The sequence below is a fragment of the Paenisporosarcina sp. P4_B8 genome (assembly GCF_056402175.1).
In genome coordinates this window covers 84890-111849 of record NZ_JBFUHX010000010.1, presented here as the reverse complement: position 1 = coordinate 111849, position 26960 = coordinate 84890, and the positions used below count along the sequence as shown (strand labels likewise).

Below are 26960 nucleotides of genomic sequence, written 5' to 3'. Positions count from 1 at the left end.
ACCTCCATTCGTTTGTTGCTTTTTACCAAACGTAAGCTACGATTTCGCCGCCAACTTGTTTAGCGCGTGCTTCTTTATCAGTTAATAGACCATTAGAAGTTGAAACTAAAGCAATCCCAAGTCCATTTAATACTCTAGGTACTTCATTAGTTTTCGCATATACACGAAGACCAGGTTTTGAAATACGTTTTAAACCAGTAATAACGCGCTCGTTGTTTTGACCGTATTTCAAGAAAATGCGAATGATACCTTGTTTGCTATCTTCAACATATTCTACGTCACGAACAAAACCTTCACGTTTAAGGATCTCAGCGATCTCTTTTTTCATGTTTGAAGCAGGTACTTCCAGTTTTTCGTGGCGAACCATGTTCGCGTTACGAATACGTGTCAGCATATCTGCAATCGGATCTGTCATTGTCATTACATTAACCTCCTTCCCAGTTTAGGGGATTACCAGCTGGCTTTTTTCACGCCAGGAATTTGTCCCTTGTAAGCAAGTTCACGGAAACAAATACGGCAAAGTTTAAATTTACGTAAGACCGAATGCGGACGTCCGCAACGTTCACAACGTGTGTAAGCTTGTACATTATGCTTTGGCGTGCGCTTTTGTTTAGCGATCATTGATTTTTTAGCCACGTTTACGCCTCCCTTATGTTTACTTTTGGAACGGCATTCCGAATTGTGTTAGTAACTCACGAGCTTCTTCGTCAGAGTTCGCAGTTGTTACAATTACGATATCCATACCGCGTACTTTAGACACTTTATCGTAGTCGATTTCAGGGAAGATCAATTGTTCTTTCACACCTAATGTGTAGTTACCGCGACCGTCGAATGCTTTTTTAGAAACACCACGGAAGTCACGTACACGTGGAAGAGAGATAGCAATTAATTTGTCCAAGAATTCGTACATACGCTCACCGCGTAATGTTACTTTCGCGCCGATTGGCATACCTTCACGAAGACGGAAGCCAGCGATTGATTTCTTAGCTTTAGTTACAACAGGTTTTTGACCTGTGATGATAGTTAATTCTTCTACAGCAGCGTCAAGTGCTTTAGTGTTTTGAACAGCGTCACCAACACCCATGTTGATAACGATTTTATCCACTTGTGGCACTTGCATTACTGATTTATATTCAAACTTGCTCATTAGAGCAGGAGAAACTTCCTTAAGAAACTTTTCTTTTAGGCGGTTCATGTGTGTACCTCCCTTCTTCTTTTACTTATTTATCGATTTGTTCGCCAGATTTTTTTGCAACACGAACTTTTTTGCCATCTTCCACTTTATAACTTACGCGAGTCGGCTCGCCTGATTTAGGGTCGATTAACATAACGTTCGATACGTGAATTGATGCCTCTTGGCTGACAATTCCACCTTGCGGATTTGCCTGGTTTGGTTTCATGTGCTTTTTCACAAGATTCATACCTTCAACTAGCACACGGTCTTTCTTTGGAAAAGCAGCAATGATTGTACCAGTTTTGCCTTTTTCTTTCCCTGAGATCACCATAACTTTGTCGCCTTTTTTAACATGCATTCTGTCGCACCTCCTTGTTTAGCACTTTCGAGTTGATTAAAGAACTTCCGGAGCTAAAGATACGATTTTCATGAAGCTATTGTCACGTAATTCACGTGCAACAGGTCCGAAAATACGAGTTCCGCGCGGGCCTTTATCGTCACGAATGATAACGCATGCGTTTTCATCGAATTTGATATAAGTACCGTCTTTACGGCGTACACCGCTTTTAGTGCGAACGATAACAGCTTTAACGACGTCACCCTTCTTGACAACGCCACCTGGTGTTGCTTTCTTAACTGTACACACGACGATATCGCCGATGTTAGCAGTTTTACGACCAGAACCACCAAGCACTTTAATTGTTAAAACTTCACGTGCACCTGAGTTGTCAGCAACTTTCATACGACTCTCTTGTTGGATCACTTAGGTAACCTCCTCTCGGAATTTGGTCTGTTCCGAAATTTCTATTTAGATAATAACCGCTTTTTCTACAACTTCCACTAGGCGGAAACGTTTTGTAGCAGACAACGGACGAGTTTCCATGATACGAACTACGTCGCCTAATTTAGCTTCGTTTTGCTCATCATGCGCCTTGAACTTTTTAGAGTACTTAACACGTTTACCGTAAAGCTTATGCTTTTTGTATGTTTCTACCATAACAGTTACAGTTTTGTCCATTTTGTCAGAAACAACACGGCCCGTATATACTTTGCGTTGGTTACGCTCAGTCATGCTCGAAAACCTCCTTTATCAGTTATTTGCACTGATTTCTCTTTCACGAATCACAGTTTTCATACGCGCAATAGCTTTACGTACTTGGCTAATGCGAGCTGTGTTTTCTAATTGACCAGTCGCCAATTGGAAGCGAAGGTTGAAAAGCTCTTCTTTCAGTGATTTCACTTTTTGTTCGATTTCTGCAGTGGTAAGGTCACGGAGTTCATTAGCTTTCATTAGATTCACCACCAATTTCTTCACGTTTTACGATTTTACATTTCACAGGAAGCTTATGTGATGCAAGTCGAAGTGCTTCGCGTGCTACCTCTTCAGAGACACCAGCGATTTCGAACATGATCTTTCCTGGTTTAACTACCGCTACCCAACCTTCAGGAGAACCTTTACCGGAACCCATTCGAACCTCAAGAGGCTTTTTAGTGTAAGGCTTATGTGGGAAAATTTTAATCCATACTTTACCGCCACGTTTCATGTAACGTGTCATTGCAATACGAGAAGATTCGATTTGACGGTTAGTGATCCAGCTAGCTTCAACAGCTTGTAAGCCGAATTCACCGAAAGTGATTTCTTTACCGCCTTTCGCTTCTCCGCGCATTTTTCCGCGGTGTTCGCGACGATATTTAACGCGTTTAGGCATTAACATATTATTTGCCTCCTTCCACAGAATTCTTCTTAACTGGAAGGACTTCACCACGATAGATCCAGACTTTAACACCAAGCTTACCATAAGTTGTGTCAGCTTCAGCGTGTGCATAATCAATATCAGCACGTAAAGTATGAAGTGGTACAGTTCCTTCACTGTAGTGTTCAGCACGCGCGATGTCAGCGCCGCCTAGACGTCCAGATACTTGAGTTTTAATACCTTTAGCGCCTGCACGCATAGTGCGTTGTAATGATTGTTTTTGTGCACGACGGAAAGATACGCGGTTTTCTAATTGACGCGCAATGTTTTCAGCAACTAATTTTGCGTCTAGATCCGCACGTTTGATTTCAACGATGTTAATATGAACACGCTTGCCAGTAGTAGCGTTTAGGTTTTTACGAAGTGCTTCCACTTCAGTACCACCTTTACCAATAACCATACCTGGTTTCGCAGTGTGAATTGTAACGTTAACACGGTTTGCAGCGCGCTCGATTTCTACTTTAGAAACAGAAGCCTCTTTCAAACGTGTTTCGATGTAGCTACGAATTTTTAAGTCTTCGTGAAGAAGAGTTGCATAGTCTTTTTCTGCGTACCATTTAGACTCCCAGTCACGAATAATGCCGATACGTAATCCTATTGGATGTACTTTTTGACCCACGAATTATCCCTCCTTCTTCTCAGATACCACGATTGTAATGTGGCTTGTGCGTTTGTTAATTGCGCTTGCACGCCCCATTGCACGTGGACGGAAACGTTTTAATGTTGGACCTTCGTCAACAAAAACTTCAGAAATAACTAGTTTATTTACATCTAAATCATAGTTGTGCTCAGCGTTTGCAACCGCAGATTTCAACACCTTTTCAACAACAGGTGATGCCGCCTTAGGTGTAAGGCGCAAAATCGCAACTGCTTCACCGATTTGCTTGCCTCGGATTAAATCAACGACTAATCGTACTTTACGAGGGGCAATACGCACTGTTTTAGCAATAGCTTTAGCTTGCATCAGGATATCCTCCTCTCAATTAGCGTCTTGTTTTCTTATCGTCATTGCCATGGCCTTTATACGCACGTGTTGGTGCGAATTCGCCCAATTTGTGCCCTACCATATCTTCAGTCACGTATACAGGAACGTGTTTACGTCCGTCATATACTGCGATCGTTAATCCGATAAAAGTCGGGAAAATTGTTGAACGGCGAGACCAAGTTTTGATCACTTGTTTTTTCTCAGAGTCCTTTTGTGCGTCAACCTTCTTCATAAGATGGTCATCAACAAAAGGTCCTTTTTTCAAGCTACGACCCATTTTGGAACCTCCCTCAGTGATCTCGCTACGGCTCTCTGTTCGAACCGCAGAAGAATCACATTATTTTTTACGACGACGAATGATAAGTTTGTCGGATTTGTTTTTCTTTTTACGAGTTTTGTAACCAAGAGTTGGTTTACCCCAAGGAGTCATTGGTGATTTACGACCAATTGGAGAACGTCCTTCACCACCACCGTGTGGGTGATCGTTCGGGTTCATTACAGATCCACGTACAGTTGGGCGTTTACCTAACCAACGGTTACGACCTGCTTTACCGATGTTGATTAACTCATGTTGTTCATTACCAACTTGACCAATTGTAGCACGGCAAGTTCCCAAAATCATGCGAACTTCACCAGATTGAAGACGAATAATTACGTACTTATCTTCTTTACCAAGTACTTGCGCAGAAGTACCAGCAGAACGTACTAATTGTCCACCTTTACCAGGTTTCATTTCGATGTTATGGATTGTAGAACCCATAGGGATGTTTTGTAATGGTAGTGCGTTACCTACTTTGATATCAGCTTCTGGACCTGACATGATAGTCATGCCAACTTCTAAGCCTTTAGGTGCTAGGATGTAACGTTTTTCACCGTCTAAGTAGTTAATTAATGCAATATTCGCAGAGCGGTTTGGATCATACTCAATAGTAGCAACGCGTCCTGGAATGCCATCTTTAAATCGTTTGAAATCGATGACACGGTATTGACGCTTATGGCCGCCACCATGATGACGAACAGTTAACTTACCTTGGTTATTACGGCCGCCTTTACGTTTGACAGGCTCAAGCAATGATTTCTCAGGCTTGTTAGTCGTGATTTCAGCGAAATCAGAAGCTGTCATGTTACGTCGACCATTGGAGGTAGGTTTGTACTTTTTAATCGCCATGTTTATTCCCTCCTTCTTGTTAGTTCAATTTGAATCCTGTATGGATTAAACTTCGAATAATTCGATGTCTTTGCTATCAGCAGTCAACTTAACAATTGCTTTACGGCGTTTGTTAGTGTATCCACCAAATTTACCAACGCGTTTGAATTTACCTTTGTAGTTCATGATGTTAACTTTCTCAACATCTACTCCAAAGATTTCTTCGATTGCGTGTTTAACTTGAGTTTTGTTGGCGCGAGTGTCCACTAAGAAAGTGTACTTTTTCTCTTCCATGATTTCAGAAGAACGCTCGGTAATGACCGGACGTTTAATAATATCACGTGCTTCCATTATCCAAGCACCTCCTCGATTTTTTCTACTGCAGCTTTTGTCACAACAATTTTGTCGTGTCCAAGCAAGTCAAGAACATTAATGCCTGTTGCTGTTACGACTGTTACTCCTGGGATGTTACGAGCAGATAATGCTACGTTTTCATCAAGTTCAGCTGTAACGAACAAAGCTTTTTTCTCGATAGAAAGGTCTTTCAACACTTTCAAGAAATCTTTAGTTTTTGGTGCGTTGAAAGCTAAGCCTTCAAGAACTACGAAATTCTCTTCTAACACTTTCGCAGAAAGAGCAGAACGTAGAGCTAAGCGACGAACTTTCTTCGGTAATTTGTAGCTGTAGCTACGTGGAACTGGACCGAATACAACACCACCGCCACGCCATTGTGGAGAACGAATTGAACCTTGACGAGCACGACCTGTTCCTTTTTGTTTCCATGGCTTACGACCACCACCAGCAACTTCAGAACGGTTTTTAACTTTATGATTACCTTGACGAAGTGACGCACGTTGAGCGACTACAGCATCAAATAATACATTACTGTTTGGCGCGATTCCGAAAACCGCATCGTTTAATTCGATTTCACCAACAGATGAACCTGTTTGGTTAAGTAAAGATACCTTTGGCATTCCTGTTTCCTCCTTCCTCTATATAATTAGTTAGCTTTGATAGCAGTTTTAACTACTACTAATGCTTTACGAGAACCAGGAACATTACCTTTAACAAGTAGCAAGTTACGATCCGCATCAACTTTTACGATTTCTAAGTTTTGGATTGTTACCATTGTGCCACCCATTTGACCAGGTAATTTCTTTTGTTTGAATACGCGGTTCGGAGCAACAGGCCCCATTGAACCAGGACGACGGTGGTAACGAGATCCGTGAGCCATAGGTCCGCGAGATTGTCCGTGGCGTTTAATAACACCTTGGAAACCTTTACCTTTTGTCACACCTGATACATCTACTACATCGCCTTCTGCGAAACTTTCAACCTTGACTTCTTGACCAACTTCGTACTCAGCAATATTCAAGCCGCGGAATTCGCGGATGAAGCGCTTAGGAGCAGTGCTAGCTTTTGCTACGTGTCCTTTAGCAGGTTTGTTAGAAAGCTTTTCACGCTTATCTTCAAAGCCTAACTGGATCGCTTCGTAGCCGTCTGTTTCAACTGATTTCTTTTGAAGCACTACGTTTGGAGACGCCTCAATTACAGTTACAGGGATTAAGTCACCGTTCTCAGCAAATACTTGCGTCATACCGATTTTTCTACCTAAGATTCCTTTGGTCATTTGTCACACCTCCTACAGTAATTGTGTTTAGTTCTATTTGTTGTTTACCATTAAAGTTTGATTTCAATATCAACGCCAGATGGTAAGTCAAGCTTCATTAACGCATCAACAGTTTGTGGTGTTGGGTTAACGATATCGATCAGACGTTTATGCGTACGCATTTCGAATTGTTCACGAGAATCTTTGTACTTGTGAACCGCACGAAGAATTGTGTACACAGACTTCTCAGTTGGAAGTGGAATCGGACCTGATACACTTGCACCTGAACGTTTCGCAGTTTCCACAATTTTTTCAGCAGACTGATCAAGAATTCGATGATCATACGCTTTCAAACGGATACGAATTTTTTGTTTTGCCATAATTTTCCCTCCTTTTCGCCTATTTACTAGACATTCTCAACGAAAATTTTCCAACATCCCGCCATGGCAAAGCGGCCGGGTGTGTCGGTAACCTCTCGCATCATCGCAGTCAGATAAAGACCAACTTCAATATTATACATAAAGAAAAAGAATAACGCAAGTGGTTTCACGAAATTCTTTTTATCGCTTTCCTATTGTATGATGAATCCTATTTTCTTTCAATAGCTTGAGTAATTGTCCGAACATTAAGTTCTTCCGTTTAAAGAACCATAATCGCAATCCAGCCGAAAACCAGTAGCGGAATATTGTAATGGATGAACGTCGGTACGCACGTATCCCAAATGTGATTGTGTTGGCCGTCTACATTCAATCCAGCAGTTGGTCCCAGCGTACTATCTGACGCTGGCGATCCAGCATCTCCAAGCGCACCAGCCGTGCCAATCAAAGAAATAATGGCGAGCGTGCTGAATTCGAACTCTACAGCAAGCGGCACGAAGATTGCTGCGATAATCGGTATCGTCGCAAATGAAGAACCAATTCCCATCGTGATTAATAATCCAATGACAAGCATGAGCATTGCTGCGAGCGCTTTGTTCCCTTCTAATAATGAAGAAGCACTGCCTACCAATGATTCAATGTCTCCAGTTGCTTGAATAACAGAAGCAAATCCATTTGCAGCAATCATGACGAAACCGATGAATGCCATCATGCGCATACCTTCAGTTAATAAGTTATCGGCTTCCTTCCATTTGAGGACGCCAGCAACATACAGCGTCAGAATTCCAGCAAGAGCTCCAATAATCATTGACTCGGTTTGTATTTGAGCTACGAGAGCAACAACTAACGCAACAATTGTAAAGACAATATCTTTTTTACTAACTAGAATCGCTTCTGAAGCTTCTATAGTAATATCTTGTTTATACTCTCTTGGTCTTCTGTAAGAAAAGAAGATGGCAACCAACAGTCCGACAACCAATCCTCCTGTTGGAATTAGCATGGCGTACGGGATATCTTTCATATCGATTGCAAGACCCGCAGCTTCCATTTGCGTTGCGATGATCTCATGGAAGATAAATCCGAAGCCATACGGCAATAAAATATAAGGTGCTGTTAAACCAAATGTCAGAACAGCTGCAATCAGCCGACGATCAAGTTTAAGCAAATTCATTACATTCAAAATGGAAGGTACAAGTAATGGAATAAAAGCAATATGAATAGGGATTAAATTCTGGGAGAATACAGCCATTAATAGTAACGCCAAAATAATGAGCGTTTTAGCCAAAGCAGTCTTTTCTGTTTCTCCATCTTTATTAATTAGTTTTAGTATGCTTGCAACAAGAAGCTCTGGAATCCCTGTTTTAGAAATAGCGACGGCAAACCCACCGAGCAATGCATAGCTCAACGCAATGGAAGCCCCTCCACCTAGACCGTCTGTAAAAGCAGTGATCGTATCTGTCATGGTTAAACCACCTGCCAACCCACCCGAAACGGCCCCTACAAGCAATGCAAACACAACGTTAACTCTCAACAAGCTTAATAGCAGCATGACTCCTACAGCGATTAATACAGCATTCATCTATATGATCTCCTTTACGCTTTAGTTCACTAGTGTAGTAGTACAACAGATTAAAGAATATCAAGTTGTGTTGAAAAAGTCAACAATACAAAATGTGGAGAATCATTCCAATAATAATATTGGTAGTGGATCAGAGGTTAATAGAAGGGGTACCTAAACCGAGGCTAAATTAAACGATATTGTTATTTACCGTACATTTGCACTTGCCGCATATTCAACGTGCACGTGAGACTCACACTTTACACTCTCGCGGCTTGCTAGGCGTAATGCAGACTTTCATTATTATTTATTACTTTAGTTAATTAGCTTTCTATAGAAATAGCTAAATTCAGTGTTTACGCTTTAGAGAATCTATGAAAAAGCACTGCTCCTGTTTGTGTATCGCTACGGTAGCTTCGAAACAGGAAAGTACGTTGCATCGATACGCTTGCTTCGTCCGCTGAATGGGAGTAGCATTCCCTCTTTTATTATGAACTTGTTAAACGATAGCTATTTATCGTACATTGCGCTTGTACCATATAAGGTGTAAATGCACTCTTTTGTTCCTTATTCAAGATCAACATCTTAAATTAACATTGCTTAAACAGAAAAAAACCTTGCCAGCGTCCCGGCAAGGTTTATGAAAAGGTTAAATTATTTAGTGATAGTAGCAACTACGCCAGCACCAACAGTACGTCCACCCTCACGGATAGAGAACTTAGTACCTTCTTCAAGCGCGATTGGAGCGATAAGAGCAACAGTCATTTCGATGTTGTCTCCAGGCATAACCATTTCAACGCCTTCAGGTAAGTTACAGATACCAGTTACGTCAGTTGTACGGAAGTAGAACTGAGGACGGTAGTTAGTGAAGAATGGAGTGTGACGTCCACCTTCTTCTTTTGATAAAACATAAACTTCTGCTTTGAATTCAGTATGTGGAGTGATTGAACCTGGTTTAGCCAATACTTGTCCACGTTGGATATCTTCACGAGCTACTCCACGAAGAAGAGCACCGATGTTGTCACCAGCTTCTGCATAGTCAAGAAGTTTACGGAACATTTCAACGCCAGTTACTGTAGTTGATTTCGGCTCTTCAACGATACCGATGATGTCAACAACGTCTCCAACTTTAACTTGTCCACGCTCAACACGACCAGTAGCAACTGTACCACGACCTGTGATTGAGAAAACATCCTCAACAGGCATCATGAATGGTTTGTCAGTTTGACGTTCTGGAGTTGGGATATAAGAGTCAACAGCGTCCATTAATTCAACGATTTTCTCTTCCCAAGATTCTTCACCTTCAAGAGCTTTAAGAGCAGAACCTTTGATTACTGGAATGTCGTCGCCAGGGAAGTCATATTCAGAAAGAAGATCACGAACTTCCATTTCTACTAATTCAAGTAACTCTTCGTCGTCTACCATGTCACATTTGTTCATGAAGACTACTAGGTAAGGAACACCAACTTGACGTGAAAGAAGGATGTGCTCACGAGTTTGTGGCATTGGGCCGTCAGCAGCAGATACTACTAGGATCCCGCCGTCCATTTGTGCAGCACCAGTGATCATGTTTTTAACATAATCGGCATGTCCTGGGCAGTCAACGTGTGCATAGTGACGAGCTGCAGTTTCATACTCAACGTGAGAAGTGTTGATTGTGATTCCGCGCTCTTTTTCTTCAGGAGCGTTATCGATTTGTGCATAGCTCATTGCAGTACCACCAGAACGTTTTGCAAGAACTGTTGCGATTGCAGCTGTTAAAGTTGTTTTACCATGGTCAACGTGACCGATTGTACCAATGTTAGCATGTGTTTTAGAACGATCGAATTTAGCTTTTGCCATTAGGGATGTCCTCCTCAAAATTATATGATTAGTTTTTGTTATGAATGATGATGGTCTAGATCCATCACCATTCATAGCTTACAAAATAGTTATACAAGATTAAAAATCAAACTTCAATGATTAACCTTTATTTTTTTTGATAATTTCTTCTGAAATTGATTTCGGCACTTCTTCGTAGTGATCGAAAGTCATAGAGAATACTCCACGACCTTGAGTTGCAGAACGAAGTGTTGTCGCATAACCAAACATTTCTGCAAGTGGAACCATTGAACGAACAACTTGTGAATTACCACGAGCGTCCATACCTTCTACGCGACCACGGCGAGAAGTGATGTTACCCATAATATCTCCTAAGTATTCTTCAGGAATTACTACTTCCACTTTCATCATTGGCTCAAGAAGAACTGGTTTACATTTTGAAATTGCGTTTTTCAATGCCATAGATGCAGCAATTTTGAACGCCATTTCATTTGAATCGACATCATGGTAAGAACCATCAAATAGACGAGCCTTAATGTCGATAAGTGGATATCCAGCTAGTACACCATTGTTTAAAGAGTCACGAAGACCTGCTTCAACAGCTGGGATGTATTCACGTGGTACAACACCACCGACAACGCCATTTACGAATTCAAAGCCTTTTCCTTCTTCGTTTGGAGAGAATTCAATCCAAACGTGTCCGAATTGACCACGACCACCTGATTGACGAACGAATTTACCTTCAACTTGAGCAGACTCACGGAATGTCTCACGGTAAGATACCATTGGAGCACCAACGTTAGCTTCTACTTTAAATTCACGGCGCATACGGTCAACTAAGATATCAAGGTGAAGTTCACCCATACCAGAGATGATTGTTTGTCCAGTTTCTGTGTCAGTATGAGCACGGAAAGTTGGATCTTCTTCTTGAAGTTTTTGTAAAGCTTGACCCATTTTATCTTGGTCAGCTTTTGACTTCGGTTCTACAGATAAAGAGATAACTGGCTCTGGGAATTCCATTGATTCAAGAATAACTTGGTTTTTCTCGTCACATAGAGTATCACCGGTTGTAGTGTCTTTAAGACCAACAGCAGCAGCGATATCACCAGAATAAACTTTAGAAATCTCTTCACGGCTATTCGCGTGCATTTGTAAGATACGACCTACGCGCTCACGTTTACCTTTTGTAGAGTTTTGTACGTATGAACCTGATTCAAGAACACCAGAGTACACACGGAAGAATGTTAATTTACCAACATAAGGGTCAGTCATTACTTTGAATGCTAATGCAGAGAATGGTTGTGAGTCGTTAGATTCACGAACAACTTCGTCATCAGTATCAGGTAAGATACCTTTTATTGCTGGCACGTCTGTTGGAGCTGGAAGATAATCAACTACTGCGTCAAGCATTTTTCGAACACCTTTGTGTTTGAATGCTGAACCACAAATAACTGGGTAGAATTCAACTGCGATTGTTGCTTTACGGATAGCCGCTTTCAACTCTGCATTTGAGATTTCTTCACCTTCTAGGTATTTCTCCATAAGGTTTTCGTCAACGCTAGCTACCGCTTCGATTAGTTTCTCACGGTATTCTGCAGCTTGAGCTTTATGCGATTCAGGAATTTCGCCTTCTGTAATTGCAGTACCATCTTCGTTACCGTAGAAAGTAGCATTCATTTCAATAAGGTCGATAATTGCACTGAAGTCTTCTTCTGTACCAATTGGAAGTTGTACTGGATGCGCGTTCGCTTGAAGACGCTCGTGTAGAGTTCCAACAGAATACAAGAAGTCTGCACCCAATTTATCCATTTTGTTAATGAAAACAATACGTGGTACGCCGTATGTTGTAGCTTGGCGCCATACTGTTTCAGTTTGTGGTTCAACACCAGATTGTGCATCAAGAACCGTTACAGCACCATCAAGTACGCGAAGTGAACGTTCAACTTCAACAGTGAAGTCTACGTGACCTGGAGTATCGATGATGTTTACGCGGTGGCCTTTCCATGCAGCTGTTGTTGCAGCAGAAGTGATCGTGATTCCACGCTCTTGCTCTTGCTCCATCCAGTCCATTTGTGATGCACCTTCGTGCGTTTCACCAATTTTATGGATTTTACCAGTGTAATAAAGAATACGCTCTGTAGTAGTTGTTTTACCGGCATCAATATGGGCCATGATACCGATGTTACGTGTATTCTCTAAGGAGAATTCTCTAGCCATTTTGTATTTCTCCTTCCATCTCAAATTAGAATGATTAGTGGATGAAAAATCCTACCAGCGGTAATGAGCGAATGCTTTGTTCGCTTCCGCCATTTTGTGCATATCTTCACGTTTCTTCACAGAAGCACCTGTGTTGTTAGAAGCGTCAAGAATTTCATTAGCTAAACGCTCTTCCATAGTTTTCTCCCCACGAAGACGAGAATAGTTAACTAGGTAGCGAAGACCTAATGTAGAACGGCGTTCTGGACGAACTTCGATTGGCACCTGATAGTTAGAACCACCAACACGGCGAGCTTTAACTTCAAGTACTGGCATGATGTTAGCTAATGCTGCATCAAATACTTCCAAAGGATCTTTACCTGAACGTTCTTGAACAAGTTCAAACGCTCCATAAAGAATTTTTTGAGAAGTACCTCTTTTACCATCTACCATCATTTTATTGATTAAACGAGTTACAAGTTTTGAATTATAAATTGGATCTGGTAACACGTCACGTTTGGAAACAGGACCTTTACGAGGCATGTGTTTTCCTCCTTTCGATGAGATCTATAGTTTTATTTTTAATTAGCTTTTTTTAACTTTAGGGCGTTTAGTACCGTATAGTGAGCGGCTTTGCATACGACCGTTTACACCGGCAGTATCAAGAGCACCACGTACGATATGGTAACGAACACCCGGTAAATCTTTAACTCGTCCTCCACGGATTAGAACAACACTATGTTCTTGAAGGTTATGACCTTCACCCGGGATGTACGCAGTAACCTCAATTAGGTTAGTTAAACGTACACGCGCATATTTACGAAGCGCTGAGTTTGGTTTTTTTGGTGTCATTGTACCAACACGAGTACAAACCCCACGTTTTTGCGGTGAACTAACGTTTGTTAACGTTTTTTTAGAGCTGTTATACCCTTTGTTCAATGCTGGTGAGCCAGATTTGACTGTTTTGGATTTACGAGGCTTACGTACCAATTGGTTAATTGTAGGCATCGATTATTCCTCCCTTCTTGTTATCGTTGTAATACCACACATCCAGGTGGTTCATTTTTGGGTAAAAAACAAAGTCTTTGTGTTTTCATACACAAAAACTGTTACACAGTAATTGCAACAACTGCTGCACCCACTTGAAGTCCGCAGGCTTTACCGAGTTCTATTTTAGACTCTACAAAGTCAATCTTCACACCTTTTTCTTCCGCTAACTGAATAGCTGGCTGGGTGATCCGGTTGTCTGCATCACGAGCCACGAGAATTTCTACTACATGGCCACCATGGATTGCTTTTACTGTTTGCTTAGTACCGATGACGGTTTTCGTCGCCTGATTTACTTTTTCATAAGACATTTAGCATATCCTCCAAAGACCCAGACCTTCAACTATCAACCTTAAATATATTATCATCCATTAATTTTTCTGTCAACCCATTTCACAAGAAAAGTGGAAAGACCGCAACACTGATCGGTTGTCATTAAAATTCCGGGGGGCTGCTTATACAAACCCCCGGAACAGGATGAAATTATTCTGCGCTCACTGCTACTGCAGCTTCGTTTTTCTTCTCATCAACAATCTTGATCTGACGGTAACGTTGCATACCGGTACCCGCCGGAACGAGTTTACCGATAATAACATTTTCTTTCAGGCCAAGCAATTCGTCGCGTTTTCCTTTGATCGCCGCGTCTGTTAACACACGCGTAGTTTCTTGGAATGACGCAGCTGATAAGAACGATTCTGTTTCAAGTGAAGCTTTTGTAATACCGAGAATAACTGGGCGACATGTTGCAGGTAGTTTCCCATTTAACACTGCCTCTTTATTCGCATCCGCAAATTGGTGAATGTCGAGTAACGAACCTGGTAACAGTTCCGTTTCACCCGCCTCGATGACGCGCACTTTACGAAGCATTTGGCGAACCATTACTTCGATATGTTTGTCTCCGATTTCTACCCCTTGCATACGGTATACTTTTTGAACTTCTTTCAACAAGTACTCTTGCACAGTCGAAACGTCTTTAACTTTCAACAATTCTTTCGGATCAATTGAACCTTCAGTCAATACTTCACCGCGTTTAATGGCATCATTCAGTTGAACTTTCAAACGACCATTATAAGGAGCTAGGTATTTACGTGTTTCAACATCACCTTGAACTGTGATTTCTTTTTGACCTTCACGGATTTCATCAATTGCAGAGATAACACCTGTAATTTCAGAGATGACCGCTTGACCTTTAGGATTACGAGATTCGAAAATCTCTTGGATACGTGGAAGACCTTGTGTAATATCGTCTCCAGCTACCCCACCTGTATGGAACGTACGCATCGTTAACTGAGTACCTGGCTCACCGATTGATTGGGCAGCAATGATACCAACTGCTTCTCCAACCTCAACGTTTTCACCAGTTGCCAAGTTGATTCCGTAACATTTTTTACATACGCCGTGTTTCGTGTTACATGTGAATGCAGAACGAATAGTTAATTCTTCGAATCCAGCATCCAAAATAACTCGAGCTACGTCTTCTGTAATCAAACCATCTTTCTCCAGAATAACTTTTTTCGTTTCTGGATGGAAAATAGTTTTACGAGTATGACGACCGACAATACGCTCGTCGAACCCTTCGATTACCTCTGTACCGTCCATTAAGGCGCCGATCAATAAGCCACGGTCCGTTCCGCAATCGTCTTCACGAACAATAACATCTTGAGCAACGTCAACCAAACGACGTGTTAAGTAACCTGAGTCAGCCGTTTTAAGAGCTGTATCCGCAAGACCTTTACGAGCACCATGCGTAGAGATGAAGTATTCAAGTACAGTTAAACCTTCACGGAATGATGATTTAATCGGAAGCTCGATAATACGACCGGCCGGATTGGCCATCAAACCACGCATACCTGCAAGTTGAGTAAAGTTGGATGCGTTACCACGCGCTCCAGAGTCACTCATCATGAAGATTGGGTTCAAGTTGTCTAATGATTTCATTAGTTTTTCCTGAATAACGTCCTTCGCAGCACTCCAGTAAGAAATAACACGATCATAGCGCTCTTCTTCTGTAATTAATCCACGACGGAATTGCTTCAGAACTTTATCTACTTTGTCTTGAGCTTCTTCTAATACTTTACCTTTGTCTGGAAGTACCACGATATCTGAGATACCGATTGTAATACCAGCTTTAGTTGAGTATTTGAAACCAAGATTCTTCATACGGTCAAGCATTTTCGACGTTTCAGTAATATGGAAACGTTTGAATACTTCAGCGATGATGTTTCCAAGAATTTTCTTCTTGAATGGTGACACAAGTTCCATTTCATCAATGTGTTTACGCACATCAGTAGTTGTTGGAACAAAGTATTTAGACGGTGTTTCAACTTGAAGGTTGAAATCCGTTGGTTCGTTAATGTACGGGAATGTTTCAGGTAAAATTTCATTGAAAATTACTTTACCCACTGTCGTCAATAACAACATTTTGTTTTGTTCTTCAGTGAATGTTTGGTTGTTCAATGAACCTGCAGCGATTGCAATACGTGTATGCAAATGCGCATGTCCGTTTTGATAAGCAATCAACACTTCATTTGGACCGTAGAATGTAGTACCTTCGCCTGTTGCACCTTTACGCTCAAGTGTTAGGTAGTAGTTACCTAATACCATATCTTGAGATGGTGTAACAACTGGTTTTCCATCTTTCGGGTTCAAAATGTTTTGTGCAGCCAACATCAATAATCGAGCTTCAGCTTGCGCTTCTGCTGATAAAGGAACGTGTACCGCCATTTGGTCACCATCAAAGTCAGCGTTATAAGCTGTACATACTAGAGGGTGAAGACGGATTGCGCGACCTTCTACTAAAGTTGGTTCGAAAGCTTGAATTCCAAGACGGTGAAGCGTCGGTGCGCGGTTTAGTAAAACCGGATGCTCCTTAATGACGTCTTCTAATACATCCCAAACTTCTGAATGCATACGCTCAATTTTGCGTTTTGCACTCTTAATGTTGTGAGCTAAACCACGCTCAACAAGTTCTTTCATCACAAACGGCTTGAATAATTCAATCGCCATTTCTTTTGGAAGACCACATTGATACATTTTCAAGTTTGGACCTACAACGATAACCGAACGACCAGAGTAGTCAACACGTTTACCAAGTAAGTTTTGACGGAAACGACCTTGTTTCCCTTTCAACATATGTGAAAGTGATTTCAATGGACGGTTACCTGGTCCAGTAACTGGACGGCCACGACGACCATTATCAATCAACGCATCAACAGCCTCTTGTAACATACGTTTTTCGTTCTGAACGATGATGCTAGGTGCACCAAGGTCTAATAAACGTTTTAAACGGTTATTACGGTTGATAACACGACGATACAAGTCATTTAAATCAGAAGTGGCAAAACGACCACCATCTAATTGAACCATCGGGCGTAATTCTGGTGGAATTACCGGAAGTACGTCTAAAATCATCCAGTCTGGTTTGTTACCAGAGTTACGGAATGATTCAACAACTTCAAGACGCTTAATTGCACGGGTACGTCGTTGACCAGCTGCAGTTTTAAGCTCTTCCTTCAGCATTTCTGTTTCTTTTTCAAGATCAAGTTCTTGAAGAAGACGTTTGATCGCTTCAGCACCCATTGCTGCATAGAATTTCGTACCGTATTTTTCACGGTATGCACGGTATTCTTTCTCAGACAATAGTTGTTTGCGCTCAAGAGGTGTATTCGCAGGGTCTACAACTACATAAGAAGCAAAGTAGATAACTTCTTCCAATGAACGTGGAGACATATCCAGGATAAGTCCCATACGACTTGGAATCCCTTTGAAATACCAAATATGTGATACTGGAGCCGCTAATTCAATGTGACCCATACGCTCACGGCGCACTTTTGAACGTGTAACTTCAACGCCACAACGATCACAAACGACACCTTTATAACGAACACGCTTATACTTACCGCAATGACATTCCCAGTCCTTTGTCGGTCCGAAAATGCGTTCACAGAACAAACCATCTTTTTCAGGTTTAAGTGTGCGGTAGTTAATCGTTTCAGGCTTCTTCACTTCACCGTATGACCAAGAACGAATCTTGTCAGGAGATGCTAAACCAATCTTCATGTACTCAAAATTATTAACGTCTATCAAGGAGCCTACCTCCCTTAGTCTGGGTCTTTTAAAGACTTTATCCACTTAGCTCAGGCGGATAACTTTTATGGAAATGGAAATGCGGGCAGGTATGAAGGCCTGCCCTTATTTCTTAAAACTAATTTATATATATTGCCTTATTCGGCTGAGCCGACTGGCACTTCGTCCGTCATTGGCAGGATGTTGAGTGCATCAGCTGGTTGAAGATCGTCTTCCTCATCCAAATCACGCAATTCAATTTCTTGGTCGTTGATTGTCATCATCTTAACGTCCATACCTAAACTTTGAAGTTCTTTAATTAATACTTTGAATGATTCTGGAACACCTGGTTCCGGAACGCTTTCACCTTTAACGATGGCTTCGTATGTTTTCACACGACCTACCACGTCATCGGACTTCACCGTCAAGATTTCTTGAAGTGTGTAAGCGGCACCGTATGCCTCAAGTGCCCAAACCTCCATCTCACCGAAACGTTGTCCACCGAATTGTGCTTTACCACCAAGCGGTTGTTGCGTAACAAGAGAGTAAGGTCCAGTAGAACGAGCATGTAATTTATCGTCAACCATGTGGGCTAACTTAATCATATACATAATCCCGACAGAAACGCGGTTGTCGAATGGCTCACCTGAGCGACCATCATACAATGTTGTTTTACCGTCACGGTTCATACCTGCTTCTTCCATCGTATCCCAAACGTCTGCTTCATTGGCACCATCAAATACTGGTGAAGCCATATGGATGCCAAGTGTACGGGAAGCCATACCTAAGTGAAGCTCCAATACTTGACCGATGTTCATACGAGATGGAACCCCTAGAGGGTTAAGCATGATATCAACTGGTGTGCCGTCTGGAAGGAAAGGCATGTCTTCTTCTGGAAGAATACGCGAGATAACACCTTTGTTACCATGACGTCCAGCCATTTTATCCCCAACAGAGATTTTACGTTTTTGAACGATGTATGCACGAACGAGTTGGTTCACACCTGGTGGAAGCTCGTCGCCATCTTCGCGGTTAAACACTTTAACATCCAGGATAATTCCGCCTGCACCATGAGGTACACGTAGAGAAGTATCACGGACTTCACGTGCTTTTTCACCGAAGATTGCATGTAATAAACGTTCTTCAGCCGTTAACTCAGTAACCCCTTTAGGTGTTACTTTACCTACTAAGATATCGCCGTCGCGAACTTCCGCACCGACACGAATGATTCCGCGGTCATCTAGGTTACGAAGCGCTTCTTCACCCACGTTTGGAATATCACGTGTGATTTCTTCAGGTCCGAGCTTAGTATCACGGGATTCTGACTCGTATTCTTCGATATGCACAGAAGTGTACACATCGTCTTTTACAAGACGTTCACTCATGATAACAGCATCTTCATAGTTGAAACCGTCCCATGTCATGAAAGCAACAAGCACGTTACGTCCAAGTGCCATCTCACCGCGCTCCATAGAAGGACCATCAGCAAGAATATCAAGTGGTTTCACGCGATCGCCAACTTTAACGATTGGACGTTGGTTATAACTCGTCCCTTGGTTAGAACGAATGAATTTTTGTAATTTATATTTCGTTAAATCGCCTTTAACTTCTTTGCCGTCGATTTCTTCAATGCGACGAACTCGAATTTCTCTCGCTTCTACATGTTCAACGATTCCGTCAAACTTAGCGATGACCGCAGCACCTGAGTCACGCGCATTCACATGTTCCATCCCTGTTCCTACGAAAGGAGCTTCAGGATTTAACAACGGAACCGCTTGACGTTGCATGTTCGCACCCATAAGGGCACGGTTGGAGTCATCGTTCTCTAAGAACGGGATACACGCTGTCGCTGCAGAAACAACTTGTTTAGGCGATACATCCATATAATCGATTGATGAACGTTTGAATACCGTGTTATCTCCGCGGAAACGACCAACAACTTCTTCGTCGACAAATTCACCATTGTCAGAAAGACGGGCATTAGCTTGCGCTACTACGTAGTTGTCTTCTTCATCTGCTGTTAAATAATCGATGCGAGTTGTCACAAGGCCAGTCTCAGGATCTACGCGACGGTAAGGTGTTTCAATAAATCCGAATTTGTTCACTTTCGCGAAACTTGAAAGTGAGTTGATCAACCCAATGTTTGGTCCCTCAGGCGTTTCAATCGGACACATACGACCGTAGTGGGAGTAATGAACGTCACGTACTTCAAAACCAGCACGTTCACGCGTTAAACCACCGGGTCCTAATGCCGATAGACGGCGTTTGTGCGTCAATTCAGCAAGTGGATTTGTTTGATCCATGAATTGAGACAACTGAGAACTACCAAAGAACTCTTTAATTGATGCAATAACCGGACGGATATTAATCAATTGTTGTGGCACTATAGATTGTGTGTCGTTAATTGACATACGCTCACGTACCACACGTTCCATACGGGAAAGACCAATACGGAATTGATTTTGTAATAATTCCCCTACTGAACGTAAACGACGGTTACCTAGATGATCGATGTCATCCGTGTTTCCAACGTTGTAAAGTAGGCCGAAGAAGTAACTAACAGAAGAAATAATATCAGCAGGTGTGATGTTTTTAATCGCATCTTCAATATAAGCATTGCTGATGACATTAATTTCTTGTTGAGCTTCATTGTTTGGAGCGTAAATTTTGATTGATTGCAACGTGATATCGCCATCTAATACGCCACCTACTTGAGAAATTGTGCGGAATCCGATTCCATTCTCAAGATGTGGGATTAAACGATCAAGTAAACGACGGTCAATCAATGCACCTTGTTCGGCTAAAATTTCACCAGTTTCTGGATCAACTAGCGTTTCAGCAACTGTCTGGTTGAATAGACGGTTTTTAATGTGCAGTTTTTTGTTCATTTTGTAACGACCAACATTCGCTAAGTCATAGCGTTTTGGATCGAAGAAACGTGAGTACAACAGGCTCTTCGCACTTTCAACTGTTGGCGGCTCGCCTGGACGAAGACGCTCATAAATTTCAAGCAACGCTTTATCTGTGCTCTCCGTGTTATCTTTTTCTAAAGTATTACGAAGGTATTCATTATCGCCGATAAGGTCGATAATTTCTTGATCAGAACCGAAGCCAAGTGCACGCAGAAGTACCGTTACTGGTAATTTACGTGTGCGATCGATACGTACATATACTACGTCCTTCGCATCGATTTCGTATTCCAACCATGCGCCACGGTTAGGAATAACCGTTGCACCGAAACCTTTTTTACCGTTTTTATCTGTCTTATCATGGAAGTAAACACTTGGTGAACGGACTAACTGAGATACAATTACGCGCTCAGCACCGTTGATGACGAAAGTACCTGTTTCTGTCATGAGTGGGAAATCACCCATAAACACATCTTGTTCTTTCACTTCATCTGTTTCTTTGTTGTGCAAACGTACTTTTACGCGAAGTGGTGCAGCGTAAGTTACGTCACGTTCTTTTGATTCATCGACCGGATACTTAGGTTCACCTAATGTATAATCGATGAATTCCAGTGAAAGATTACCTGTGAAGTCTGCAATCGGAGAAATGTCTCGGAACATTTCACGCAAACCTTCTTCCAGGAACCATTCATAAGATGCTGTTTGAATTTCGATTAAATTCGGAAGTTCCAGCACCTCATTAATACGCGCAAAACTTCTGCGCTGGCGGTGTTGTCCGTACTGAACTAGTTGACCTGCCAACTCATTCACCCCTCAATAAAGCAATATTAGGACTTTTCGGCACACCATATTTAGTGTATGATGTCGAAAAGACAAAAAGAAAACGAGTTCTATAAGAGCTCATTTTCGGTTAACTAAATTTATTCTTGGTAAGTATACCCACTCGCAAAACACCTTTATACAAAAGGGCATACGACCGCAAAATAATATTTTTGCATTTTATTATAATATCATAGCGATTTTGTCAAGTCAATAATCATTTGACTTTCTCAGCCTTAATGATCCAGTAACCTCTTACCTTATCGATCACTTCAACTTGACCGAAAATTTCTTCTAATCGATCGAAAGTTGACGGAGCTCCTTGTTTCTTCTGAATGACAACCCACAACTCTCCACCCACACGCAATTTCGCATAGGCATCTAAATAAAAACGAAAAATCGTTTGTTTTCCAGCACGGATCGGCGGGTTTGTTAATATTGCAGCAAAGTCAGTTTCCGTAACGTCGGTTAACCCGTCACTTTCATAGATTCGTACATTTTGTACCCCGTTACCCTCCGCATTTTTACGCGAAAGTTGCACTGCACGTTCGTTGATGTCTACCATGTGAATTGTACGATCTGCTTCAGTTTTAGCGATGGATAAACCAATTGGTCCATACCCACATCCTACATCAAGCACAGGTCCTTCAGTCGCAGGCATTACAAACGCATCAATTAAAACACGGGACCCAAAATCTACTTCGCTTTTACTGAAAACACCCGTATCCGTTTCAAAATGAAACAGCTCACCACGCAGTGTAAAACTCCATGACTTAGGCTTACTTTCAGTTTGAGGTTTTTTTGAATAATAATGATCAGCCATTCGGGCACCCTCCAACCTGTTGATGAAATGAAGAAAAAGCCCGCCGTTAACTGACGAGCTTTCCATTACTTATTAAAAGAAATTATTTAACTTCTACTGAAGCGCCAACTTCTTCAAGTTTAGCTTTGATTTCTTCTGATTCTTCTTTAGTTACGCCTTCTTTAAGAGCTTTAGGAGCGTTGTCTACAACTTCTTTAGCTTCTTTAAGACCTAATCCAGTGATTTCACGAACCACTTTGATTACTTTGATTTTTTGATCTCCTGCAGAGTTAAGGATTACATCAAATTCAGTTTTTTCTTCTTCAGCAGCAGCACCGCCACCAGCAGCCATAGCCATTGGTGCAGCAGCTGTAACGCCGAATTCTTCTTCGATTGCTTTTACTAAGTCGTTTAATTCAAGAACTGTCATACCTTTGATTGCTTCAAGGATTTGAGTGTTGTTCATTGTATGTTCCTCCTAATAGGAATATTTTTTTGTTTGGGTTATACCCGGTTTTAAACAGCTAAGCCGTGTAACGAATTACGCGCCTTGCTCTTCTTTTTGTTCTGCAACAGCTTTTGTTGCAAGCGCGAAGTTGCGCATTGGAGCTTGTAGAACGCTGAGTAGCATTGACAACAAACCTTCGCGAGAAGGAAGTTCTGCAAGTGCTTTAATATCGTCAGCAGTTGCGATTGCACCTTCGATCACACCAGCTTTGATTTCAAGGTTCTCGTTCTTTTTAGCGAAATCGTTAAGGATTTTCGCTGGCGCTACTACGTCTTCTGTTGAAAACGCAATTGCGTTTGGACCTGTAAGACTTTCATTCAAGCCTTCAAGACCAGCAACTTCAACTGCACGGCGAGTCATTGTGTTTTTATACACTTTGAATTCAACGCCAGCTTCACGAAGTTGTTTACGAAGTTCAGTTACTTGAGAAACACTCAAGCCACGGTAGTCAACTACTACTGCAGTTGCTGCTGTTTGGAACTTTTCAGTAATTTCTTCAACACGAACTTTTTTAGCTTCGATTGCTCTGCTCATCTGGACACCTCCTAATAGAATGAGTCATTTATACCGCCAAAAGAAAAGCCCCTGGATCTATATAGACACAGGGGCTGAAACGTCATCTTAAAAAGAATCTGAATGCATGTCCTCGGTAGGATCATTATGCGACAAGTCGCCCCTACTGTCTACGGTACAAATAATTTATTTACAACAAAAGTCATCTTAACAGATAGACTTTAAACTGTCAACCTTATTTGTTAACTTTTACGCTAGAAGAATCCACTTTTACAGATGGACCCATTGTAGTTGTAACGTTAACTGATTTCATGTAAGTTCCTTTAGCTGCCGCAGGCTTAGCTTTTTGAACTACATCAAATACTGCCAAGAAGTTTTCAACTAACTTGTTGTCGTCGAAAGAAACTTTACCGATTGGTGCATGGATAATACCAGCTTTGTCAGCACGGTACTCAACTTTACCAGCTTTGATTTCTTCGATCGCTTTAGTTACGTCGAATGTTACAGTACCAGTTTTAGGGTTTGGCATTAAGCCTTTTGGTCCTAAAACGCGACCTAATTTACCAACTTCACCCATCATGTCAGGAGTAGCTACGATTACATCGAAGTCAAACCATCCTTGTTGGATTTTGGTAATGAACTCTGTATCGCCAACAAAGTCAGCGCCAGCAGCTTCTGCTTCTTTTAATTTTTCGCCTTTAGCGAAAACTAATACACGTTGAGTTTTACCAGTTCCGTTTGGAAGTACTACTGCTCCACGGATTTGTTGGTCATTTTTACGTGTGTCGATTCCTAATTTGAATGCCACTTCAACTGTTGCGTCAAAGTTAACAGTGCTCGTTTTTTTAGCAAGTTCGATTGCCTCTTGAGCTGCGTACAATTTAGTACGGTCTACCAATTTCGCTGCATCTTGCAACTTTTTACCTTTTTTAGCCATTGTAAAATGTCCTCCTTGATTGTGGTTTTAGCGGAATAAACCTCCCACGAATAAGGGTTGCGTGTCTTATAGACATCCGCAACCCCCCAAAAACTAATGCATCATCAAGTGCAGGGATTAGTCTTCGATGACGATACCCATGCTGCGCGCAGTACCTTCAACCATCAACATAGCTGCTTCAACTGATGCTGCGTTTAGGTCTGGCATTTTTTGTTCAGCGATTTCGCGAACTTTATCACGCTTCACCGTAGCAACTTTTTTGCGGTTTGGTTCACCAGAACCTGACTGGATACCAGCCGCCACTTTAAGTAATACTGCTGCAGGTGGAGTTTTTGTAATGAATGTAAATGAACGGTCTTCAAATACAGAAATTTCAACAGGGATAATTAGTCCAGCTTGATCTGCCGTACGTGCGTTGAATTCTTTACAGAATCCCATGATATTAACACCTGCTTGACCCAATGCTGGACCAACCGGCGGTGCTGGATTTGCTTTACCAGCAGGAATTTGTAATTTTACTACCTTAACAACTTTTTTAGCCACGAGACACACCTCCTTAAGTCCGTGATGTGGTAATTGGGTTGCCCCTCCCACTCAATATCTGTCTGTCAGCTACTAGCTGAGCATAAGCTAAAATTTTCGCAGACTACACTATTTCAGTCTGACCTTTGAAATAATACCATTTTTCCAAAACTTAAGCAAGTAGCTTTTGGAAAAAGGTTCTATGAACTAGATTTTATATGCTTTTTTTCCATTCAAGATTGCTAATGTCTAGTTGCAAGCGCCAGCTCTCACCTAAGCTTAGGGCCACAGGATGTGGGTCATGAAGGCGTTCCTACACGATGTCGGGAATTTAGCCTTCCCTCCCCTAACCTAGCGAAAGCTAGCTTTCGCATCGTGTCTTCCAGTGCCAGTGCAGAGCTTGAGTGGCGCTTTCCACTTTTCTTTTTACATTTTAATAACTTGGTCGTAGTCAAGTTCCATTTTCGTTTCGCGTCCAAACATATCAACAGAAACTTTCAACTTGCCTTTCGCATCATCAATCTCTTCCACTTTTCCTTGGAAGTGTGCAAATGGTCCTTCAAGAACTTCAACCATTTCCCCAACCGTGTATTGCGCTTCTATTTTGCGCTCTGTCATACCCATTTGTTTCAGGATGAATTCTACTTCTTCCGGCAATAATGGTGTCGGTTTTGCTCCACCACCCGAAGAACCGATAAATCCAGTAACGCCTGGCGTATTTCGCACGACATACCAAGAATCGTCTGTCATCACAAGTTCAACTAAAACATACCCAGGGAATGTTTTACGCATAACTGTACGTTTTTTACCATCTTTAAAATCCGTTTCTTGCTCTTCCGGGATAATGACGCGGAAGATCAGATCGGACATACCCATTGTTTCAACACGTTTTTCAAGATTTGCTTTTACTTTGTTCTCGTATCCAGAATACGTGTGAACAACATACCAATTCTTTTCCATAAGTAGCAGGACTGTTCGTCCGTCCCTCCATTTCTTAGACAAATGAAAAAACCCGTTCTAAGTTTCTGACGGGCTATTCTCCACAAGTGCTATCTGTTATCAAATTACAGTTTAAGGAACCAGCGAAATGCTTGTGAAATTCCTAAGTCAACGACTGCGAAAAATACTGCCATAATTACGACCGTTGAAAGTACAATGACTGTATAACGAGTCATTTCCTTACGTTTAGGCCAACTAACTTTTCTCATTTCCGAGACAACATTACCAAAGAAACCACTGATATTAGCCATTCTGATTTAACCCTCCGAGTAAAAATTATCTATGTCTATATTTACAACGTTTGCTTATGAACCGTATGCGCTTTGCAATGGGAGCAATACTTTTTCAGTTCCAGACGCTCACTCGATCCTTCTTTTGAAGCAGGAACTGTATAGTTTCGCGAACCACATTGCACACAGCTTAAGACGACTTTATTAGCCATTTTATCACCTTTTAAGTCAGCATTTGTCTTTTTAAAGACTATCACCTACGGTTTAGACTGTCAACAAACGCTCAGGTGAAGATTTCAATGAACGCCACCAATTTCAATGTGCCGTTCAAGTTTCCGCTTCACGCGCTGCAATGCGTTGTCTATGGATTTTACATGACGATTTAATTCTTCTGAAATTTCATGGTAAGACTGTCCATCCAAATACAAGGCAAGTACTTGCCTCTCCAATTCGCTCAGAATTTCACTCATTTTTTCTTCCATGTAATCAAAATCTTCCCGGTGAATCATCAGTTCTTCGGGATCATCAATAGCAGAGCCCGAAATCACATCCATTAGTGTGCGGTCTGATTCTTCATCAAAAATCGGCTTGTCCAATGACACATATGAATTGAGTGGGATATGCTTTTGACGTGTAGCTGTTTTGATAGCAGTTATAATTTGACGTGTAATGCAAAGTTCTGCGAATGCTCGAAACGATGAGAGCTTGTCCCCTCTGAAATCACGAATCGCTTTGTAAAGTCCAATCATTCCTTCTTGAATGATATCTTCTTTATCAGCCCCGATTAAAAAGTAAGACCTGGCTTTCATACGCACAAAAGATCGATATTTGGTGATTAAAAAGTCAAGCGCATCAGAATCGCCATTGTGAACCAATTCCACAAGCTCGTCATCTAGTAAGTCTTCAAATTGGTGCAGCTTCACGTGTACATAGTCACTCTTAATCAACAGTATCACCTCGGCCGTCTGCATAGTTTGACCCTAGTATA

General features: G+C 41.7%; 33 protein-coding genes and 1 other annotated feature. All 33 genes read right to left on the bottom strand.

Annotated features, from left to right (window positions below; all coding sequences use genetic code 11):
- Window positions 1-22 precede the first annotated feature (22 nt).
- The 33 genes from rpsH to sigH all read right to left on the bottom strand — a co-directional run bounded on the left by rpsH (window position 23) and on the right by sigH (window position 26919).
- Window positions 23-421: a 30S ribosomal protein S8 gene (gene rpsH, locus AC1DSK_RS11215; protein ID WP_016429896.1), complete on the bottom strand. Its 399-nt coding sequence runs from the start codon at window positions 419-421 to the stop codon at window positions 23-25.
- A 29-nt stretch (window positions 422-450) separates the two neighbouring features.
- Window positions 451-636, bottom strand: coding sequence for a type Z 30S ribosomal protein S14 (locus tag AC1DSK_RS11210; protein WP_016429895.1), 186 nt, complete (start codon window positions 634-636; stop codon window positions 451-453).
- A gap of 19 nt (window positions 637-655) precedes the next feature.
- Window positions 656-1195 (bottom strand): 50S ribosomal protein L5, encoded by a 540-nt coding sequence (gene rplE, locus AC1DSK_RS11205; protein WP_016429894.1) that lies wholly within the window; start codon window positions 1193-1195, stop codon window positions 656-658.
- Between the two features lie 25 nt (window positions 1196-1220).
- Window positions 1221-1532 carry a 50S ribosomal protein L24 gene (rplX, locus tag AC1DSK_RS11200; protein ID WP_016429893.1) on the bottom strand — a complete coding sequence of 104 codons (312 nt, stop codon included), beginning with the start codon at window positions 1530-1532 and terminating at the stop codon, window positions 1221-1223.
- A 36-nt stretch (window positions 1533-1568) separates the two neighbouring features.
- Entirely contained in the window at window positions 1569-1937 is a 369-nt protein-coding gene (gene rplN / locus AC1DSK_RS11195; protein WP_016429892.1) for a 50S ribosomal protein L14, read from the bottom strand.
- 45 nt (window positions 1938-1982) lie between these two features.
- Entirely contained in the window at window positions 1983-2246 is a 264-nt protein-coding gene (rpsQ, locus tag AC1DSK_RS11190) for a 30S ribosomal protein S17 (RefSeq protein WP_016429891.1), read from the bottom strand.
- 18 nt (window positions 2247-2264) lie between these two features.
- Window positions 2265-2465 carry a 50S ribosomal protein L29 gene (gene rpmC / locus AC1DSK_RS11185; RefSeq protein WP_016429890.1) on the bottom strand — a complete coding sequence of 67 codons (201 nt, stop codon included), beginning with the start codon at window positions 2463-2465 and terminating at the stop codon, window positions 2265-2267.
- Window positions 2455-2889 carry a 50S ribosomal protein L16 gene (gene rplP, locus AC1DSK_RS11180; RefSeq protein ID WP_016429889.1) on the bottom strand — a complete coding sequence of 145 codons (435 nt, stop codon included), beginning with the start codon at window positions 2887-2889 and terminating at the stop codon, window positions 2455-2457. The genes rpmC and rplP overlap by 11 nt, the downstream gene beginning before the upstream one ends.
- A 1-nt stretch (window position 2890) precedes the next feature.
- Window positions 2891-3547 (bottom strand): 30S ribosomal protein S3, encoded by a 657-nt coding sequence (rpsC, locus tag AC1DSK_RS11175; RefSeq protein WP_016429888.1) that lies wholly within the window; start codon window positions 3545-3547, stop codon window positions 2891-2893.
- A gap of 3 nt (window positions 3548-3550) precedes the next feature.
- Window positions 3551-3892 (bottom strand): 50S ribosomal protein L22, encoded by a 342-nt coding sequence (gene rplV, locus AC1DSK_RS11170; protein ID WP_016429887.1) that lies wholly within the window; start codon window positions 3890-3892, stop codon window positions 3551-3553.
- A 19-nt stretch (window positions 3893-3911) separates the two neighbouring features.
- A complete protein-coding gene (gene rpsS / locus AC1DSK_RS11165; RefSeq protein WP_016429886.1) occupies window positions 3912-4190 on the bottom strand; it encodes a 30S ribosomal protein S19 in 279 nt (92 codons plus the stop codon).
- 60 nt (window positions 4191-4250) lie between these two features.
- Window positions 4251-5081, bottom strand: a complete 831-nt coding sequence (gene rplB, locus AC1DSK_RS11160) for a 50S ribosomal protein L2 (RefSeq protein ID WP_016429885.1) — start codon at window positions 5079-5081, stop codon at window positions 4251-4253.
- 45 nt (window positions 5082-5126) lie between these two features.
- Window positions 5127-5411, bottom strand: a complete 285-nt coding sequence (gene rplW / locus AC1DSK_RS11155) for a 50S ribosomal protein L23 (protein WP_016429884.1) — start codon at window positions 5409-5411, stop codon at window positions 5127-5129.
- The gene (gene rplD / locus AC1DSK_RS11150) at window positions 5411-6034 is read right to left on the bottom strand and encodes a 50S ribosomal protein L4 (RefSeq protein WP_016429883.1); all 624 of its coding nucleotides are present in this window, start codon (window positions 6032-6034) and stop codon (window positions 5411-5413) included. Before rplD ends, rplW begins: the two co-directional genes overlap by 1 nt.
- A 26-nt stretch (window positions 6035-6060) precedes the next feature.
- Complete coding sequence (rplC, locus tag AC1DSK_RS11145) at window positions 6061-6690, bottom strand: 50S ribosomal protein L3 (RefSeq protein ID WP_269926748.1); 630 nt, start codon at window positions 6688-6690, stop codon at window positions 6061-6063.
- A gap of 50 nt (window positions 6691-6740) precedes the next feature.
- Complete coding sequence (rpsJ, locus tag AC1DSK_RS11140; RefSeq protein ID WP_004233624.1) at window positions 6741-7049, bottom strand: 30S ribosomal protein S10; 309 nt, start codon at window positions 7047-7049, stop codon at window positions 6741-6743.
- A 259-nt stretch (window positions 7050-7308) separates the two neighbouring features.
- Complete coding sequence (locus AC1DSK_RS11135; protein WP_477547174.1) at window positions 7309-8625, bottom strand: Na+/H+ antiporter family protein; 1317 nt, start codon at window positions 8623-8625, stop codon at window positions 7309-7311.
- 633 nt (window positions 8626-9258) lie between these two features.
- Entirely contained in the window at window positions 9259-10446 is a 1188-nt protein-coding gene (tuf, locus tag AC1DSK_RS11130) for an elongation factor Tu (RefSeq protein WP_016429880.1), read from the bottom strand.
- Between the two features lie 120 nt (window positions 10447-10566).
- Window positions 10567-12642: an elongation factor G gene (gene fusA, locus AC1DSK_RS11125; protein ID WP_477547173.1), complete on the bottom strand. Its 2076-nt coding sequence runs from the start codon at window positions 12640-12642 to the stop codon at window positions 10567-10569.
- A 51-nt stretch (window positions 12643-12693) separates the two neighbouring features.
- The gene (rpsG, locus tag AC1DSK_RS11120; protein WP_016429878.1) at window positions 12694-13164 is read right to left on the bottom strand and encodes a 30S ribosomal protein S7; all 471 of its coding nucleotides are present in this window, start codon (window positions 13162-13164) and stop codon (window positions 12694-12696) included.
- A 42-nt stretch (window positions 13165-13206) separates the two neighbouring features.
- Window positions 13207-13629 (bottom strand): 30S ribosomal protein S12, encoded by a 423-nt coding sequence (gene rpsL, locus AC1DSK_RS11115; RefSeq protein WP_016429877.1) that lies wholly within the window; start codon window positions 13627-13629, stop codon window positions 13207-13209.
- A 101-nt stretch (window positions 13630-13730) separates the two neighbouring features.
- Window positions 13731-13979, bottom strand: coding sequence for a ribosomal L7Ae/L30e/S12e/Gadd45 family protein (locus AC1DSK_RS11110; protein WP_477547172.1), 249 nt, complete (start codon window positions 13977-13979; stop codon window positions 13731-13733).
- A 172-nt stretch (window positions 13980-14151) separates the two neighbouring features.
- The gene (gene rpoC / locus AC1DSK_RS11105; protein ID WP_477547171.1) at window positions 14152-17754 is read right to left on the bottom strand and encodes a DNA-directed RNA polymerase subunit beta'; all 3603 of its coding nucleotides are present in this window, start codon (window positions 17752-17754) and stop codon (window positions 14152-14154) included.
- A gap of 137 nt (window positions 17755-17891) precedes the next feature.
- The gene (rpoB, locus tag AC1DSK_RS11100; RefSeq protein WP_477547170.1) at window positions 17892-21443 is read right to left on the bottom strand and encodes a DNA-directed RNA polymerase subunit beta; all 3552 of its coding nucleotides are present in this window, start codon (window positions 21441-21443) and stop codon (window positions 17892-17894) included.
- A 235-nt stretch (window positions 21444-21678) separates the two neighbouring features.
- Complete coding sequence (locus tag AC1DSK_RS11095; RefSeq protein WP_016429873.1) at window positions 21679-22284, bottom strand: class I SAM-dependent methyltransferase; 606 nt, start codon at window positions 22282-22284, stop codon at window positions 21679-21681.
- Window positions 22285-22366: 82 nt separating this feature from the next.
- Entirely contained in the window at window positions 22367-22729 is a 363-nt protein-coding gene (rplL, locus tag AC1DSK_RS11090; protein ID WP_016429872.1) for a 50S ribosomal protein L7/L12, read from the bottom strand.
- Window positions 22730-22804: 75 nt separating this feature from the next.
- Window positions 22805-23305 (bottom strand): 50S ribosomal protein L10, encoded by a 501-nt coding sequence (gene rplJ, locus AC1DSK_RS11085; RefSeq protein WP_477547169.1) that lies wholly within the window; start codon window positions 23303-23305, stop codon window positions 22805-22807.
- 33 nt (window positions 23306-23338) lie between these two features.
- Window positions 23339-23478 (bottom strand) — a sequence feature (ribosomal protein L10 leader region).
- A gap of 41 nt (window positions 23479-23519) precedes the next feature.
- Complete coding sequence (gene rplA, locus AC1DSK_RS11080) at window positions 23520-24221, bottom strand: 50S ribosomal protein L1 (protein WP_477547168.1); 702 nt, start codon at window positions 24219-24221, stop codon at window positions 23520-23522.
- A 117-nt stretch (window positions 24222-24338) separates the two neighbouring features.
- Window positions 24339-24764 (bottom strand): 50S ribosomal protein L11, encoded by a 426-nt coding sequence (gene rplK / locus AC1DSK_RS11075; RefSeq protein ID WP_016429869.1) that lies wholly within the window; start codon window positions 24762-24764, stop codon window positions 24339-24341.
- Between the two features lie 405 nt (window positions 24765-25169).
- Window positions 25170-25703, bottom strand: coding sequence for a transcription termination/antitermination protein NusG (gene nusG, locus AC1DSK_RS11070; RefSeq protein ID WP_016429868.1), 534 nt, complete (start codon window positions 25701-25703; stop codon window positions 25170-25172).
- Window positions 25704-25807: 104 nt separating this feature from the next.
- Window positions 25808-25993: a preprotein translocase subunit SecE gene (secE, locus tag AC1DSK_RS11065; protein ID WP_477547167.1), complete on the bottom strand. Its 186-nt coding sequence runs from the start codon at window positions 25991-25993 to the stop codon at window positions 25808-25810.
- A 41-nt stretch (window positions 25994-26034) separates the two neighbouring features.
- A complete protein-coding gene (gene rpmG / locus AC1DSK_RS11060; RefSeq protein ID WP_081637847.1) occupies window positions 26035-26184 on the bottom strand; it encodes a 50S ribosomal protein L33 in 150 nt (49 codons plus the stop codon).
- A gap of 84 nt (window positions 26185-26268) precedes the next feature.
- Window positions 26269-26919, bottom strand: a complete 651-nt coding sequence (gene sigH, locus AC1DSK_RS11055; protein ID WP_477547166.1) for an RNA polymerase sporulation sigma factor SigH — start codon at window positions 26917-26919, stop codon at window positions 26269-26271.
- Window positions 26920-26960: the final 41 nt, after the last annotated feature.

Bases quoted from the DNA above. Each gene is read 5' to 3' on its own strand.
- rpsH (WP_016429896.1), bottom strand. From the start codon at position 421: ATGACAATGACAGATCCGATTGCAGATATGCTGACACGTATTCGTAAC.
- rplE (WP_016429894.1), bottom strand. From the start codon at position 1,195: ATGAACCGCCTAAAAGAAAAGTTTCTTAAGGAAGTTTCTCCTGCTCTA.
- rplX (WP_016429893.1), bottom strand. From the start codon at position 1,532: ATGCATGTTAAAAAAGGCGACAAAGTTATGGTGATCTCAGGGAAAGAA.
- rpsQ (WP_016429891.1), bottom strand. From the start codon at position 2,246: ATGACTGAGCGTAACCAACGCAAAGTATATACGGGCCGTGTTGTTTCT.
- rpmC (WP_016429890.1), bottom strand. From the start codon at position 2,465: ATGAAAGCTAATGAACTCCGTGACCTTACCACTGCAGAAATCGAACAA.
- rplP (WP_016429889.1), bottom strand. From the start codon at position 2,889: ATGTTAATGCCTAAACGCGTTAAATATCGTCGCGAACACCGCGGAAAA.
- rplV (WP_016429887.1), bottom strand. From the start codon at position 3,892: ATGCAAGCTAAAGCTATTGCTAAAACAGTGCGTATTGCCCCTCGTAAA.
- rpsS (WP_016429886.1), bottom strand. From the start codon at position 4,190: ATGGGTCGTAGCTTGAAAAAAGGACCTTTTGTTGATGACCATCTTATG.
- rplB (WP_016429885.1), bottom strand. From the start codon at position 5,081: ATGGCGATTAAAAAGTACAAACCTACCTCCAATGGTCGACGTAACATG.
- rplW (WP_016429884.1), bottom strand. From the start codon at position 5,411: ATGGAAGCACGTGATATTATTAAACGTCCGGTCATTACCGAGCGTTCT.
- rplD (WP_016429883.1), bottom strand. From the start codon at position 6,034: ATGCCAAAGGTATCTTTACTTAACCAAACAGGTTCATCTGTTGGTGAA.
- rplC (WP_269926748.1), bottom strand. From the start codon at position 6,690: ATGACCAAAGGAATCTTAGGTAGAAAAATCGGTATGACGCAAGTATTT.
- rpsJ (WP_004233624.1), bottom strand. From the start codon at position 7,049: ATGGCAAAACAAAAAATTCGTATCCGTTTGAAAGCGTATGATCATCGA.
- AC1DSK_RS11135 (WP_477547174.1), bottom strand. From the start codon at position 8,625: ATGAATGCTGTATTAATCGCTGTAGGAGTCATGCTGCTATTAAGCTTG.
- tuf (WP_016429880.1), bottom strand. From the start codon at position 10,446: ATGGCAAAAGCTAAATTCGATCGTTCTAAAACACATGCTAACATTGGT.
- fusA (WP_477547173.1), bottom strand. From the start codon at position 12,642: ATGGCTAGAGAATTCTCCTTAGAGAATACACGTAACATCGGTATCATG.
- rpsG (WP_016429878.1), bottom strand. From the start codon at position 13,164: ATGCCTCGTAAAGGTCCTGTTTCCAAACGTGACGTGTTACCAGATCCA.
- rpsL (WP_016429877.1), bottom strand. From the start codon at position 13,629: ATGCCTACAATTAACCAATTGGTACGTAAGCCTCGTAAATCCAAAACA.
- AC1DSK_RS11110 (WP_477547172.1), bottom strand. From the start codon at position 13,979: ATGTCTTATGAAAAAGTAAATCAGGCGACGAAAACCGTCATCGGTACT.
- AC1DSK_RS11095 (WP_016429873.1), bottom strand. From the start codon at position 22,284: ATGGCTGATCATTATTATTCAAAAAAACCTCAAACTGAAAGTAAGCCT.
- rplL (WP_016429872.1), bottom strand. From the start codon at position 22,729: ATGAACAACACTCAAATCCTTGAAGCAATCAAAGGTATGACAGTTCTT.
- rplJ (WP_477547169.1), bottom strand. From the start codon at position 23,305: ATGAGCAGAGCAATCGAAGCTAAAAAAGTTCGTGTTGAAGAAATTACT.
- rplA (WP_477547168.1), bottom strand. From the start codon at position 24,221: ATGGCTAAAAAAGGTAAAAAGTTGCAAGATGCAGCGAAATTGGTAGAC.
- nusG (WP_016429868.1), bottom strand. From the start codon at position 25,703: ATGGAAAAGAATTGGTATGTTGTTCACACGTATTCTGGATACGAGAAC.
- secE (WP_477547167.1), bottom strand. From the start codon at position 25,993: ATGGCTAATATCAGTGGTTTCTTTGGTAATGTTGTCTCGGAAATGAGA.
- rpmG (WP_081637847.1), bottom strand. From the start codon at position 26,184: ATGGCTAATAAAGTCGTCTTAAGCTGTGTGCAATGTGGTTCGCGAAAC.